Origin of the sequence: Streptomyces sp. AK010, assembly GCF_014207295.1 — a bacterium.
In the GTDB taxonomy this organism is placed as follows: domain Bacteria; phylum Actinomycetota; class Actinomycetes; order Streptomycetales; family Streptomycetaceae; genus Streptomyces; species Streptomyces massasporeus.
This window is the reverse complement of the sequence record NZ_JACHCX010000003.1, coordinates 98,527-111,066: the sequence shown is the minus strand read 5'-3', so window position 1 is coordinate 111,066 and position 12,540 is coordinate 98,527. Positions and strand designations below refer to the sequence as shown.

Here is a 12,540-nt window from a genome sequence, read left to right as displayed (position 1 = left end):
CGGTCAAACCCTGCACGACACCGCCCCCGTCCGCGCCGGTGCCGCCGCTGACGGCACCTGGCCGGACGCAACCCTGCAACCGCTGCCGGTGCGCCCGCACGACTCCGATTCGAGGGACCTGCGATGACCGTCCACTTCGACCAGCCGGCCACCGGCAGAGACACGGGCCCCGGAAACCGGACCCGCCCCCCGGCCCCCGCACCGGCCGGCGCCTCCGGTGCCTCCGGCGCCACCAAGCGGCCCTTCGGGCGACGGCTCTGGCACGGCCGCCCCGAGGACCCCCGCTGGGCCCGCCCGGCCTTCCTCGCCCTGCTGCTCGCGACGGCCGTCCTCTACCTCTACAATCTGAGCGCCTCCGGATACGCCAACTCCTTCTACTCGGCGGCCGCACAGGCCGGAAGCCAGTCCTGGAAGGCGTTCTTCTTCGGTTCGCTCGACGCGGCGGGCGCCATCACCGTCGACAAGCCCCCGGCCGCCCTGTGGCCCATGGCCCTCTCCGTGCGGCTCTTCGGCCTCAGCTCCTGGGCGATCCTCGTGCCCGAGGTCCTCATGGGCGTCGGCACGGTGGCCGTCGTGTACGCGGCCGTGCGCCGCCGGTTCAGCCCCGCGGCCGGTCTGATCGCGGGCGCGGTGCTCGCGCTCACCCCGGTCGCGGCGCTGATGTTCCGCTTCAACAACCCCGACGCGATGCTGGCGCTGCTGATGGCGGCGGCCTGCTGCTTCGTCATCCGCGCCCTGGAGGACGGCCGCACGAAGTGGCTGCTGTGGGCCGGTGCCGCGATCGGCTTCGCCTTCCTCGCCAAGACGCTCCAGGCCTTCCTGATCCTGCCGCCGCTCGCCCTTGTGTACGGCGTCTGCGCCCCGGTGACGGTGAAGAAGCGGATCGGTCAGCTCGCCGCGGGTCTCGCCGCGATCGTCGTCTCCGGCGGCTGGTGGGTCGCGATCGTCGAGCTGTGGCCCGCGTCCTCCCGCCCGTACATCGGCGGCTCGCAGAACAACAGCTTCCTGAACCTGACCTTCGGCTACAACGGCCTGGGCCGCCTCAACGGCGACGAGACCGGCAGCGTCGGAGGCGGTGGCGGGGGCGGCAACGGCGGTGGAGCCTGGGGCGAGACCGGCTGGGACCGGCTGTTCGGCTCCTCCATCGGCGGCCAGATCTCCTGGCTGGTCCCGGCCGCGCTGATCCTGCTCGTAGCGGGCCTGGTGGCCACGCTCCCCCACTCTCGACTTCGCTCGAGCGGGGGGACCCCCATGGTCCGCCGGACCTCCGCGACCCGGGGCGCGTTCCTGGTATGGGGTGGCGCGCTGCTCACCACCATGCTGGTCTTCAGCTACATGCAGGGCATCTTCCACGAGTACTACACGGTCGCCCTCGCCCCCTACATCGCACCGCTGGTCGGCATGGGCGCGGCTCTGCTCTGGGAGAAGCGGGACAAGGCGTGGGCGTCGCTGACCCTGGCGTCGGCCATGACCGCGACCGCGGCATGGGGGTACGTCCTGCTCAACCGCTCCTCCGACTACCTGCCCTGGCTCAAGTGGCTGGTCCTGGTCGGCGGTCTGACGGCGGCCCTCGGCCTGATCTTCGCCGGCAGGCTGGGACGCCGACTGGCCCTGGGAGCGGCCGGGCTGGGCCTCGTCGCCGCGCTGGCCGGTCCGGCGGCGTACACCCTCACCACCGTGAACGAGGGGCACACCGGCTCGATCGTCACGGCGGGCCCGGCGGTCGCGGGCGGCCGAGGCGGCCCGGGCGGCGGGGGTCCCGGCGGAGGCGGCTTCCCCGGTGGGGGCCAGAGCCAGCAGGGCCAGAACCAGCAGAACGGCAACGGCAACGCCCAGGGGCAGCAGGGCAACGGCTTCCCCGGCGGAGGCGGCTTCCCGGGCGGCGGCCAGAACCGGAACCAGCAGGGCCGGGGCCAGAACCAGCCGAACGGCGACGGCGGTCGCATGGGCGGCGGCGGTGGCGTCGGCGGCCTGCTCAACGGCGCCAGCGTCAGCTCCGAGGCCAAGAAGCTGCTGGAGACCGACGCCGACCAGTACACCTGGGCCGCCGCGGCCATCGGTGCCCAGAACGCGGCGAGTTACCAGCTGTCCACCGGCGACCCGGTGATGGCCATCGGCGGCTTCAACGGGACCGACCCGTCCCCGACCCTGGCTCAGTTCAAGCAGTACGTGGCGTACGGAAAGATCCACTACTTCGTCGCCTCGGGCGGCATGGGCGGCGGCATGGGCGGAGGCAGCAGCGACGGTACCTCCTCCCAGATCACCTCCTGGGTCGAGGCCACCTTCAAGAAGGTCACGGTCGGTTCGAGCACCTTCTACGACCTCACGCAGAAGGCGAGCAGCTGAGACGAGCCCGGCCGGACGAAGGGCGGTGGCCGAAAGCCACCGCCCTTCGCCGTCCCCGCCGAAACCGCGTTGTACGCCGTATAGGGACTGTTCTACGGTGTACAGCATGACGACGTCCCCCCAGGAAACGGCCCTGCCGCACACCGCACCGGGCGGCCACCCCCAGCGCTGGCTGATCCTCGGTGTCATCTGCCTCGCGCAGCTCACCGTGCTGCTCGACAACACGATCCTCAACGTGGCCATCCCCTCACTCACCCGCGAGATGGACGCCTCGACCGCCGACATCCAGTGGATGATGAACGCGTACGCGCTGGTGCAGTCCGGCCTGCTGCTCACCGCCGGGAACGCCGCCGACCGCTACGGCCGCAAGCTGCTGCTGATGTCCGGCCTCGCGATCTTCGGCCTGGGCTCGCTCGCGGCCGGACTGTCCCAGAGCCCGGGCCAGCTGATCGCGGCCCGGGCGGGCATGGGCGTCGGCGGGGCGCTGCTGATGACCACCATCCTCGCCGTGGTCGTGCAGATCTTCGACGACCAGGAGCGCGTGAAGGCCATCGCGCTCTGGTCGACGGTCAGTTCGCTCGGTTTCGCGGCCGGGCCCCTGATCGGCGGCGTGATGCTGAACCACTTCTGGTGGGGCGCGATCTTCCTGATCAACATTCCGGTCGCCCTGTTCGGCCTGGTCGCGGTCGCCGCGCTGGTGCCGGAGTCCAAGCACAAGGCCGGGGACCGGCCCGACCTGGTCGGCGCGGTGCTGTCGACCATCGGCATGACGGCCGTGGTGTACGCGATCATCACCGGGCCCGAGCACGGCTGGACCTCCGCGCAGGTGCTGGTCTCGGCGCTGATCGGCGTGGTCGTGCTCGGCCTGTTCGTGCTGTGGGAGCTGCGGACCGAGCACCCGATGCTCGACATGCACTTCTTCCGCAACCAGAAGTTCGTGGGCGCGGTCGCGGGCGCGATCCTCGTGGCGTTCGGCATGACGGGGTCGCTGTTCCTGCTCACGCAGCACCTCCAGTTCGTGCTCGGGTACGAGCCGCTGGACGCCGGGCTGCGCACGGCGCCGCTGGCGCTGACCGTCGTCGCGCTCAACTTCACGGGGGTCGGGGCGAAGCTGGTGCTGAAGGCGGGGACGCCGGCGGCGATCGCGCTCGGCATGACCCTGGTGTCCGCCGGCCTCGCGGCGATCGCGCTGCTCGGGAGCCACGGGTACGGGGGCATGCTGCTCGGGCTGATCGTGATGGGCGCGGGTGTGGCTCTGTCCATGCCGGCGATGGCCAACGCGATCATGGGCGCGATACCGCCGGAGAAGGCGGGCGTCGGAGCGGGGATCAACGGCACGCTCGCGGAGTTCGGCAACGGGCTGGGTGTCGCCGTCCTCGGAGCCGTGCTCAACTCCCGTTTCGCGTCGCTGGTCGCCGTGTCCGCGGCGTCGTTGCCGGCGGCGCTGGCGGCGGCGGACTCGGCCGAGGAGAAGGCCAGGATCTCCGACGCGTTCGCCTCCGGCCTGGAGACGAGTCAGTTGGTGGGGGCGGTTGCGGTGCTGGCCGGTGGACTGGTCGCGGCGGCGTTGCTTCGACGTGCTGAGCGGGCAGAGTCCGCCTGAGGAGGTCGTGCGGCCGGGGCGGTGGGCGGCTGTGCACCGTGGTGGTTGATCGCGCCCACGCGGCGGAGCAGCACAATGACACGGCCCCGCGCCCCTCGAGGGCGCCTGGCATGATCGGCAACAAGAGGTCGAGGAAGGTGCGCCATGGCGAAGGCAGCCGAGAAGGCCGCGCGATCCAGCGTCTGGCTGGACGGCAAGGCGCACCGGCGGCGCGGCGGCGGGCAGCCCTCGGGGCTGGACCGGGACCGGATCATCGAGGTCACCGTGCGGCTGCTGGACGCCGAGGGCCTCGCCAAGTTCTCCATGCGAAGGCTCGCCGGCGAGCTGAACGTCACGGCGATGTCCGTCTACTGGTACGTCGACACCAAGGACGACCTGCTCGAACTCGCCCTGGACGCGGTCATGGGCGAGATGGCCCTGCCCGATCCGGAGGCGGCCGAGGCCGACTGGCGCGACCAGATGCGGGCGCTGGCCCGTGAGTACCGGACCCTGCTGGTGCGTCACCCCTGGGTGTCCGCGCTGGTCGGCACCTTCCTCAACATCGGCCCGAACAACCTGGCCTTCTCCAGGGTTGTGCAGCGCGTCATGCGCAGGACGGGGCTGCCCGCGAAACGGCTGACGAGCGGGATCTCGGCCGTCTTCCAGTTCGTCTACGGCTACGGCACACTCGAAGGCCACCTCTCCACCCGGTCCGCCGCCGCCGGCATGACCATGGACGAGTACTTCCAGGACGCCGTGAGCGCGGTGACCGAGGCCCCGCAGGCCGCGGACGTCATGCGGGAGTCGCAGAAGATCATGGAGGCGCGCGGCGGCGACACGGTCGCCGAGATGCTGGAGCGCGACTTCGAGTTCGCGCTGGAGCTGCTGATCGCGGGCATCGAGGCGATGGTCGCCCGCCAGGGCGGAGCCTCCGGTGAGGAAGAAGCCCCCGGGGAGGAAGGGGCCCGCGGGGAGGCTGGAACCTGCGGGGAGGAAGGGGCCCGCGGGGAGGAAGGGGCCCGCGGGGAGGCAGGGGCCCGCGGGGAGGAAGGGGCCCGCGGGGAGGCTGGAACCTACGGGGAGGCAGGGGCCCGCGGGGAGGAAGGGGCCCGCGGGGAGGCTGGAACCTGCGGGGAGGCAGGGGCCCGCGGGGAGGAAGGGGCCCCCGGGGAGGCTGGAACCCGCGGGGAGGCAGGGACCCGCGGGGGGACAGGGGCCCCCGGGGAGGCAGGAACCCGCGGGGAGGCAGGGACCCGCGGGGAGGCAGGGACCCGCGGGGAGGCTGGAACCCCCGGGGAGGCAGGAACCCGCGGGGAGGCAGGGACCCGCGGGGAGGCTGGAACCCCCGGGGAGGCAGGAACCCCCGGGGAGGAAGGCGCCTCCAGGGAGGGAGAAGCCCCCGGGGAGGGAGAAGCCCCCGGGGAGGGAGAAGCCCCCGGGGAGAGCTGACCTACTCCCCTTCCACCAGTCGCGCCGGGAACCCCCCGGTCGCCACCGGCCCCCACCGCTCCGGCGTGATCCGGATGATCGACTTGCCCTGTTTGAGCATGGCCGCGCGGTACTCGTCCCAGTCGGGGTGCTCCCCGGCGATGTTCCGGTAGTACTCCACAAGCGGTTCGACGGAGTCGGGGGAGTCGATGATCTCGGCCGTGCCGTCGATCTGCACCCAGGGGCCGTTCCAGTCGTCGCTGAGCACGAGCAGGCTCACACGCGGGTCCCGCTTGGCGTTGCGGGTCTTGGCGCGCTCCGGGTAGGTGGAGACCACGATCCGGCCGGAGTCGTCGACACCGCAGGTCAGCGGGGAGCCCTGGGGGCCGCCGTCGGTCCGCCGGGTCAGCAGGATGGCGTGGTGCCGGGGGCGTACGAAGTCGAGCAACTCGTCCAGGGAGACACGGGTGTTCGTCGCGATGTTCGGTGCCATGTTCCGCAGCCTACGACGCCAGGGCCTCGGCGAGGTTGTCGTACACGGGGACGTCCCGGCGCAGGCCCGTCACCTCCAGGACGCGGCTCGTGGTCCCTTCGGGCCGGGCCACCAGGCGCACCACGGCCCCGGGGCGCAGCCGGCGCCGTACGTCGTTGATGAGGCGGATGCCCTGGGAGTCCATGAAGGAGGTCGTGGACAGGTCGAGGACGAGGATGTCGAGCCGGCCCCCACGGGCGCGGACCGCGGCCATGAGGACGGGCAGTAGCTGCGCCGCGTTGCAGAAGTCGATCTCGGCGGGCATCGTGAGGTGGACGCGACCGGGGAGGTCGCGCGGTTCTGTGGGATTCGTGAAGAAGGTCACGGCACTCACCTGGCAGACGTTCGTCCGGATTCCGGTAAGGCCGCTTCCTGACCCGTGGTGCCATTCCACCACGCGGGGGGCCGGGACGGAAGCGCCCGTGGCGGCGTCGGCCGGGCGTCACTTGGAGGCAACCAAGCAGTTAGAGTGCTGTCCGTCCTGTGCTCGCAGTCGGGAATGTGCTGCGGAGCTCTCCTGCGCACGGCCGTTGGCCGTGCATGCCGAAGAGGTTCGTGGTGGCTGCGTCCGAGTTTCCTGATTTGCCCCGTTTTCCGGTCGGCTCCGAGCTGGCCGAAGCGCTGACGGTGGCGTCGCAGCAACTGCACGAGACCCTCACACCGCACAGCACGCTGCACACCGCGGTCCGGCTGGCCGCGCACCTCATGCCGGGCGCCGACCACGCCGGCATCTCCGTGATCGAGCGCGGCAACAAGATCCGCACGCTCGCCTGGACCGACGAGGTCGTGCGCTGCGCCGAGTCCCGGTACACCGGCCACGAACAGCACGGGCTGTGGGGCCAGTTGTGGAGCAGCCCGGTCGCGCGGATAACGGACAGCGAGGCGGACGACGGCTGGGACGTGCTGGCGGCCCTGGGCCTGCGCTCGGCGCTGTCGCTGAGGCTGCGCGCCGACCGGCGCCGGCTGACCCTCCTCACCGCCTACGCGCGCAAACCGGGCGCCTTCGACGAGGAGGCCACGCGCGTCGGCCGGCTGTACAGCGCGCACGTCAGCATCGCCCTGGACTCGGCGACCGTGCGCGAGCAGCTCACCGAGGCCATGCACACCAGGGACCTGATCGGCCAGGCCACCGGCATCCTCATGGAGCGCCAGGGCATCGACGCGACCGCGGCCTTCGAGAGCCTGGTGCGCGCCTCCCAGCGGGAGAACGTGAAACTGCGCGATCTCGCCCGCCGGATCGTGGGTGCGCCCAACGCCCCCTGAGGTGAGGTGAATTACGTCGGTGGCGTGTCCGGCCGGTGACGGGATACCCGTACGGTCATGAGCTCCGAGACGTCCGACACGCTGGACCAGGCGATGGTGCGCAGCAGTGGTCTCGACACCCTGCTGCGCGATCTGACCGACCGTGCGGTGCAGGAAGTGCCCGGCGCCGAGGCGTGCAGCATCACCGTGCGTCGCGCCGGCCGGCTGCTCACCCTGGCCGGCAGCGACGGCATGCCCAGCGGCCTGGACCTGCGGCAGTACGAGAACGGCTCGGGGCCCTGCGTCGACGCGGCCGAGACCGGCGAGGAGCAGTACGCCCCGGATCTGGCCGAGGAGTCGCGCTGGCCCTCGTACACGGAGTACGCGCTGTCCGTGGGCGTCCGCTGCGCGCTGGCGGTGCCGGTCGCCGTCGAGGGCGAGAGCGGCGCCGCGGTCAACTTCTACGGGGCGCGGGCCGGAGCGCTGGGCACGGGCCGGGACGCGGCCCGTGCCTTCGCCGCCCGGTCCGGGGACGCGATCGATGTGGCGCTGCGGATCGAGCGCAGGCACCAGTCGGCGGCCGATGTGCGCACCGCGCTGCTTTCCCGCAGCGTCATCGACCAGGCGATCGGCATCCTGATGGCCCGGGAGCGGATCGACGCGCGGATCGCGCTGGAGCGGCTGCGCCGGGCCTCGCAGGACCGGAACGTCAAGCTCCGGGACCTGTGCGGCCAGTTGGTGGCGAGAGTGTCCGCCCCGGACTCACGTCGCGGGAAGTGACTCTCCCTGCACGGCCTGGATGTCCAGCTCCACCTTGAGCGTCGTGCCGATGGCGGCGATGCCGGCCTGCAGGACCTGGTTGTAGTTCATCGCGAAGTCCTCGCGGTGCAGCTCGGTCGTGGCGCGGAACGCCGCCCGGGTGCCTCCCCACGGGTCCGGACCCGAGCCGAGGTAGGCCAGGTCCAGGTCCACGGGCCGGACGACCCCGTGCATGCCCAGCTCGCCGTGGACGGTCCACCGGTCGGACCCTGTCGCCGTCAGCCCCGTCGACCGGAAGGTGATCTCCGGGAACCGCTCGACGTCCAGGAAGTCCGGCGACCTCAGGTGCCCGTCGCGCATGCCGTTGCCGGTGTCGACGGACGCGGCCCGGATCACCGCCTCCACACGCGACTTGGTGACGTCGTCCGGGGCGATCTCGATCGAGCCGGAGAACTCCGTGAACCGGCCGCGCACGCTGGAGATGCCCAGGTGCTGGGCCACGGCGGCCACGCTGGAGTGCACCGGGTCGACGGTCCACGGCCCGGGCGGCGGCAGCTCGGTGCCGCCCTGCCGCGCCAGCGTCACCGAGCCGACCTCGGCCCGCCCTCCCCCACCCTCGGCTTCGCTCGAGCGGGAGGTGCCCCCAGCGGTCACGATCACGCTGGAGGCCGCGGGCGCATAGCCCACCGCCGTGACGATGACGGTGTACGCCCCCGGCTCCATCGGCGTCGCGTCCCGTACGGCGCCCTCCGCGTCGGCCTCGGCCCGCAGCACCTGCGCACCGGTCATGTCCGCCACCGTGACGACCGCGTGCGACACGGCCCATCCGTCCCGGGTACGGATCCTCGCGGTCAGTCCCATCTCAGCTACTCCTCGGTAAGAAACCGGCCCGCGACAGGGGGCGCACCTCCGCTCAGAGCGCGCCCACCCGTCACGGGCCGGGGTCGTTGCTACTCGCCGGGGTGGGCGAGTTCGATGTCGTGGGCGTCGGTGCCGGTACCCGTGACCGTCAGGGCGGTGGCCACCGGCGGGTAGCCCGTGGCGATGACCGTGTACTCGCCGCCGTCCAGGTCGGTGAAGGCGTACGCCCCGTCCGTCCCGGTCGTGGCCGAGCCGACGACGTTGCCCGCCTGGTCGACCAGCGTCACCCGGGCGTCGGCCAGCGGGCCGTGCGGGGCGCGGACGACACCCTGGACGCGGGCGCCCGCGTCCAGGTCGATCTCGACCCGGGTGACCCCGGTGCCGCCCAACTCGACGGGCAGGGCGCGCGGCCGGTACCCGGCGGCGTTCACCGCGACGGTCACCGCCCCCGGCACCAGCTCGGCGAAGGAGAACTCGCCCTGCTCACCCGTGGTTCCGTTGGCCAGCAGGTCCCCGCGCACATCCGTGACGATGACCATGGCGTCCTTGACCGGCTGCCCGCTCCCGGCGGCCCGCACCAGGCCGGTCAGCCCGCTGGTGCCGCTGAGCAGGATGTCGAAGGCGACCGGCTCGCCGTTCACCACGACCGTGGACGCCTGCGGCTGGAAGCCGTCGGCGGAGGCGATCAGCACGTACGATCCGGCGCCCGGGGCGTCCACCGCGTACGAGCCGTCTGCCTGCGCCACGGACCGGCCCAGCTGGCGCCCGGCCAGCGAGATCAGCGTGACGGCGGCCTGCGGCACGGGCGCGGACTCGTTTTCGCGGACGAAACCGCGGACCGGAACACCACCGGAGGCCTCCTCGCCACGCACCGCCGTGGCGACGGCGGCGAGCCGCCGCGTCCCCTCGGGCCCGGTCCCGTCGGCGGTCTCGGTCTCGGTCTCGGCCACGGCCCAGCTCGGCACGGCCTTCTCCGCTTCGGCGGCCTCGACGGCGACTTCGGCCGGAACCACGGCCGGCGTCTCCGCGTCGGCAGCGGCCTGCGCCAGCCCGCCCTTCGTCCTCAACGGGACCTCCTTGATGAACAGCGCCACCAGCAGCGCGAGCAGCGCCATCGGGGCCGAGTAGAGGAACACGTCCGCGACACCGTGGCCGTAGGCGCTCTCCACGACGGTGCGGATCGGGGCGGGCATCGCGCTCAGGTCGGGGATGTTGCCCTCGCCCGTGCCGGCGTGGCCGAGGGCCGCGCCCTTCGGACCGAGGTCGGCCAGGCCGTCCTTGACGTAGTCGGTGATCCGGGTGCCCAGGACCGCGCCCAGGGCGGAGACGCCCACCGCACCGCCGAGGGACCGGAAGAAGGTCACCGTGGAGCTGGCGGCACCCAGGTCGCCCGGCTCCACCTGGTTCTGCGTGCACAGCACCAGGTTCTGCATCATCATGCCGATGCCGAGACCCAGCAGCGCCATGAAGATCGCTATGTGCCAGTACTCGGTGTCGTACCGGATCGTGCCCAGCAGGCCGAGGCCCGCGGTCACCAGCACACCGCCGCCGATCAGCCACGCCTTCCAGCGCCCGGTCCGGGTGATGACCTGGCCGGAGACGGTGGAGGAGACGAACAGACCCGCGATCATCGGGATCGTCATGACACCGGACATCGTCGGCGACTTGCCACGGGCCAGCTGGAAGTACTGGCTGAAGAAGACGGTCCCGGCGAACATCGCGACACCGACGAACAGGGAGGCCACGGAGGCCAGCGTGATGGTGCGGTTGCGGAACAGCCGCAGCGGGATGATCGGCTCGCTCGCCTTCGCCTCGACGAGGACGAACAGCGCGAGCAGCGCGAGCGAACCGCCGACCATGGCGTACGTCTGCCAGGAGACCCAGTCGTACTTGTCACCGGCGAAGGTGACCCAGACCAGCAGCAGGCAGACGGCCGCCGTGATGAAGAAGGCGCCGGCCCAGTCGACCTTGACCTTCCGCTTGACCACGGGCAGGTGCAGGGTCTTCTGCAGCACGATCAGGGCGATCACGGCGAAGGGCACGCCGACGTAGAAGCACCAGCGCCAGCCGAGCCAGTCGGTGTCGGTGATGACACCGCCGACCAGCGGGCCGCCGACCATGGCGGTGGCGAAGGTGGCGCCGAGGTAGCCGTTGTAGCGGCCGCGCTCACGCGGCGAGATCATCGCCGCCATGATGATCTGGGCCAGCGCGGACAGACCGCCCATGCCGATGCCCTGGACCGCGCGGAAGGTGATGAGCATGCCCGGGTTCTGGGACATGCCGGCCGCCGCCGAACCCAGCACGAAGATGACCAGCGCGAACTGGATCAGCAGCTTCTTGGAGAACAGGTCGGCGAGCTTGCCCCACAGCGGGGTGGAGGCGGTCATCGTCAGCAGGGACGCGGTGACGACCCAGGTGTAGGCGCTCTGGCCGCCGCCGAGGTCGCTGATGATCCGGGGCAGGGCGTTGGAGACGATCGTCGACGACAGGATCGCGACGAACATGCCGAGCAGAAGGCCGGTGAGGGCCTCCATGATCTGCCGGTGTGTCATCGGAGCGCCGTCGCCGGAGGAGCCGTGGGAGCCTCCCCCGTGCTTTGGATGAGCCCGCACACCGGCTGGTGTGGTCGTTGCCATGGGCTTCCTTTTCTTACGTGCTTGCGGGTGTACGGGTGGTCTGGTCGAAAGCGGCCGGCGCGGCCCGGGTCCCGGGCCGGCAGTCGAAGCTCTCCCTCAGCCGCGCCATGAGGCTGGTGAGCTGGCCGACCTCGTCGTCGGTCCAGTCGCTCAGGCGCTCGGCGAGGACCTCGGTGGTCCGCCGGGACAGCTCGTCGAGCTGTGTGTGGCCCGCGGGCGTGAGGCGCAGGATGCGTGAGCGTTTGTCCGCGGGGTCGGGGGAGCGTTCGATCCAGCCCCGGTCCACGACGTGCGCGACGTGGCGGCTGGTGACCGACATGTCCACCGCCAGCAGCTCGGCGAGCTTGCTCATGCGCATGTCGCCGTGGCGGCCCAGCAGGGTCAGCACGGCCGCCGACCCGCCGGGGCACTCGGCGGGCATGATCCGCCCGAGCTCCCGCTTCACGGCGCCGAAGGCGCTGAACTGGCGGACCAGCTCTTCGTACTGCGCCTTTTCGGCCATGGCACCTCCCGTTTTCGTTGCTTAGGGCAACCATAGAAGCTGTTGGTTGCTGCAGGCAAATAAAAGAGCGGGGTGCGGGTACAAAAAGTTGGCAAAGGCAAGTATTGCGGGAGTAAACGCGCTGGTGATGAGCCCCGCGGTACGGGGCACTGGGTCCCAAACGGAACCTCAACCCCCACTTGGGGAGCCCCGCCGTTTTCGCTAGGGTCTCGGGCCATGGCTAACAACCAGGCCCCGCAGGGCAATCACGACCCCGCCGGCAGCACCCAGATGTTCCGCGCGTTCGTCGACGAGGCCCCGCAGGGCCGTCAGGCAGCGGCCTCCCCAAGCGGCGGCCCGCGCATCGGCCTCATCCTCGGCGTGGTCGCCGCCGTAGCGATCGTCGCAGCGGTGGCCTGGCTGGCACTGGCGTAACGCCCTCGGCAGCGGTCACTGTTCAGGCGCGGCGCACAGCGGCTGGGGCCGGGTGGGTCCGCACCCCTGGGCAGCGCGGTACTCGGCGTCGACGCTGAGGCCGGGTGGGTCCGCAGCCCGGCGTAGCGGGGTGCCGCTGCGCCCGCCCTCCCCCAAGCTCTCGGCTCCGCTCGAGCAGGGGGGACCCCCATCGCCCCCAGCGGCACGCATGCCCGCAGCTGGGACGGCCCGCACCCGC

General features: G+C 71.8%; 10 protein-coding genes and 1 pseudogene. 6 read left to right on the top strand and 5 right to left on the bottom strand.

Annotated features, from left to right (window positions below):
- Positions 1–123 precede the first annotated feature (123 nt).
- The 3 genes and pseudogenes from HDC93_RS06665 to HDC93_RS37745 all read left to right on the top strand — a co-directional run.
- Complete coding sequence (locus tag HDC93_RS06665) at positions 124–2,346, top strand: glycosyltransferase family 39 protein (RefSeq protein ID WP_185008134.1); 2,223 nt, start codon at positions 124–126, stop codon at positions 2,344–2,346.
- A 106-nt stretch (positions 2,347–2,452) separates the two neighbouring features.
- Positions 2,453–3,949: an MFS transporter gene (locus HDC93_RS06660; protein ID WP_185008133.1), complete on the top strand. Its 1,497-nt coding sequence runs from the start codon at positions 2,453–2,455 to the stop codon at positions 3,947–3,949.
- Positions 3,950–4,093: 144 nt separating this feature from the next.
- Positions 4,094–4,846, top strand: a pseudogene (locus HDC93_RS37745) (TetR/AcrR family transcriptional regulator); the annotation flags it as partial.
- Between the two features lie 532 nt (positions 4,847–5,378).
- Here HDC93_RS37745 and HDC93_RS06650 read toward each other — a convergent pair.
- Together HDC93_RS06650 and HDC93_RS06645 are read right to left on the bottom strand one after the other, a co-directional pair.
- On the bottom strand, positions 5,379–5,849 hold the full coding sequence (locus HDC93_RS06650; RefSeq protein WP_184909848.1) for a PPOX class F420-dependent oxidoreductase: 471 nt from the start codon (positions 5,847–5,849) through the stop codon (positions 5,379–5,381).
- Between the two features lie 10 nt (positions 5,850–5,859).
- Complete coding sequence (locus HDC93_RS06645; protein WP_221516382.1) at positions 5,860–6,153, bottom strand: STAS domain-containing protein; 294 nt, start codon at positions 6,151–6,153, stop codon at positions 5,860–5,862.
- A gap of 275 nt (positions 6,154–6,428) precedes the next feature.
- On the opposite strand from HDC93_RS06645, the gene HDC93_RS06640 reads away from it, so the two are divergent.
- Together HDC93_RS06640 and HDC93_RS06635 are read left to right on the top strand one after the other, a co-directional pair.
- Positions 6,429–7,151 (top strand): ANTAR domain-containing protein, encoded by a 723-nt coding sequence (locus tag HDC93_RS06640; protein WP_185008128.1) that lies wholly within the window; start codon positions 6,429–6,431, stop codon positions 7,149–7,151.
- 57 nt (positions 7,152–7,208) lie between these two features.
- The gene (locus HDC93_RS06635; protein WP_185008126.1) at positions 7,209–7,910 is read left to right on the top strand and encodes a GAF and ANTAR domain-containing protein; all 702 of its coding nucleotides are present in this window, start codon (positions 7,209–7,211) and stop codon (positions 7,908–7,910) included.
- Here HDC93_RS06635 and HDC93_RS06630 read toward each other — a convergent pair.
- The 3 genes from HDC93_RS06630 to HDC93_RS06620 all read right to left on the bottom strand — a co-directional run bounded on the left by HDC93_RS06630 (position 7,893) and on the right by HDC93_RS06620 (position 11,888).
- Positions 7,893–8,750, bottom strand: a complete 858-nt coding sequence (locus HDC93_RS06630; RefSeq protein WP_185008124.1) for a YceI family protein — start codon at positions 8,748–8,750, stop codon at positions 7,893–7,895. The two genes, HDC93_RS06635 and HDC93_RS06630, sit on opposite strands and share 18 nt — an antisense overlap.
- 89 nt (positions 8,751–8,839) lie before the next feature.
- Positions 8,840–11,386 carry an MFS transporter gene (locus HDC93_RS06625; protein ID WP_185008122.1) on the bottom strand — a complete coding sequence of 849 codons (2,547 nt, stop codon included), beginning with the start codon at positions 11,384–11,386 and terminating at the stop codon, positions 8,840–8,842.
- Between the two features lie 13 nt (positions 11,387–11,399).
- Positions 11,400–11,888: a MarR family winged helix-turn-helix transcriptional regulator gene (locus HDC93_RS06620; RefSeq protein WP_185008120.1), complete on the bottom strand. Its 489-nt coding sequence runs from the start codon at positions 11,886–11,888 to the stop codon at positions 11,400–11,402.
- A gap of 216 nt (positions 11,889–12,104) precedes the next feature.
- Between HDC93_RS06620 and HDC93_RS06615 the strand changes: the two genes are divergently transcribed.
- Positions 12,105–12,302 (top strand): hypothetical protein, encoded by a 198-nt coding sequence (locus tag HDC93_RS06615; RefSeq protein WP_185008118.1) that lies wholly within the window; start codon positions 12,105–12,107, stop codon positions 12,300–12,302.
- The last annotated feature ends 238 nt before the right edge of the window (positions 12,303–12,540 follow it).

Bases quoted from the DNA above. Each gene is read 5' to 3' on its own strand.
- HDC93_RS06665 (WP_185008134.1), top strand. From the start codon at position 124: ATGACCGTCCACTTCGACCAGCCGGCCACCGGCAGAGACACGGGCCCC.
- HDC93_RS06660 (WP_185008133.1), top strand. From the start codon at position 2,453: ATGACGACGTCCCCCCAGGAAACGGCCCTGCCGCACACCGCACCGGGC.
- HDC93_RS06650 (WP_184909848.1), bottom strand. From the start codon at position 5,849: ATGGCACCGAACATCGCGACGAACACCCGTGTCTCCCTGGACGAGTTG.
- HDC93_RS06645 (WP_221516382.1), bottom strand. From the start codon at position 6,153: ATGCCCGCCGAGATCGACTTCTGCAACGCGGCGCAGCTACTGCCCGTC.
- HDC93_RS06640 (WP_185008128.1), top strand. From the start codon at position 6,429: ATGCCGAAGAGGTTCGTGGTGGCTGCGTCCGAGTTTCCTGATTTGCCC.
- HDC93_RS06635 (WP_185008126.1), top strand. From the start codon at position 7,209: ATGAGCTCCGAGACGTCCGACACGCTGGACCAGGCGATGGTGCGCAGC.
- HDC93_RS06630 (WP_185008124.1), bottom strand. From the start codon at position 8,750: ATGGGACTGACCGCGAGGATCCGTACCCGGGACGGATGGGCCGTGTCG.
- HDC93_RS06625 (WP_185008122.1), bottom strand. From the start codon at position 11,386: ATGGCAACGACCACACCAGCCGGTGTGCGGGCTCATCCAAAGCACGGG.
- HDC93_RS06620 (WP_185008120.1), bottom strand. From the start codon at position 11,888: ATGGCCGAAAAGGCGCAGTACGAAGAGCTGGTCCGCCAGTTCAGCGCC.
- HDC93_RS06615 (WP_185008118.1), top strand. From the start codon at position 12,105: ATGGCTAACAACCAGGCCCCGCAGGGCAATCACGACCCCGCCGGCAGC.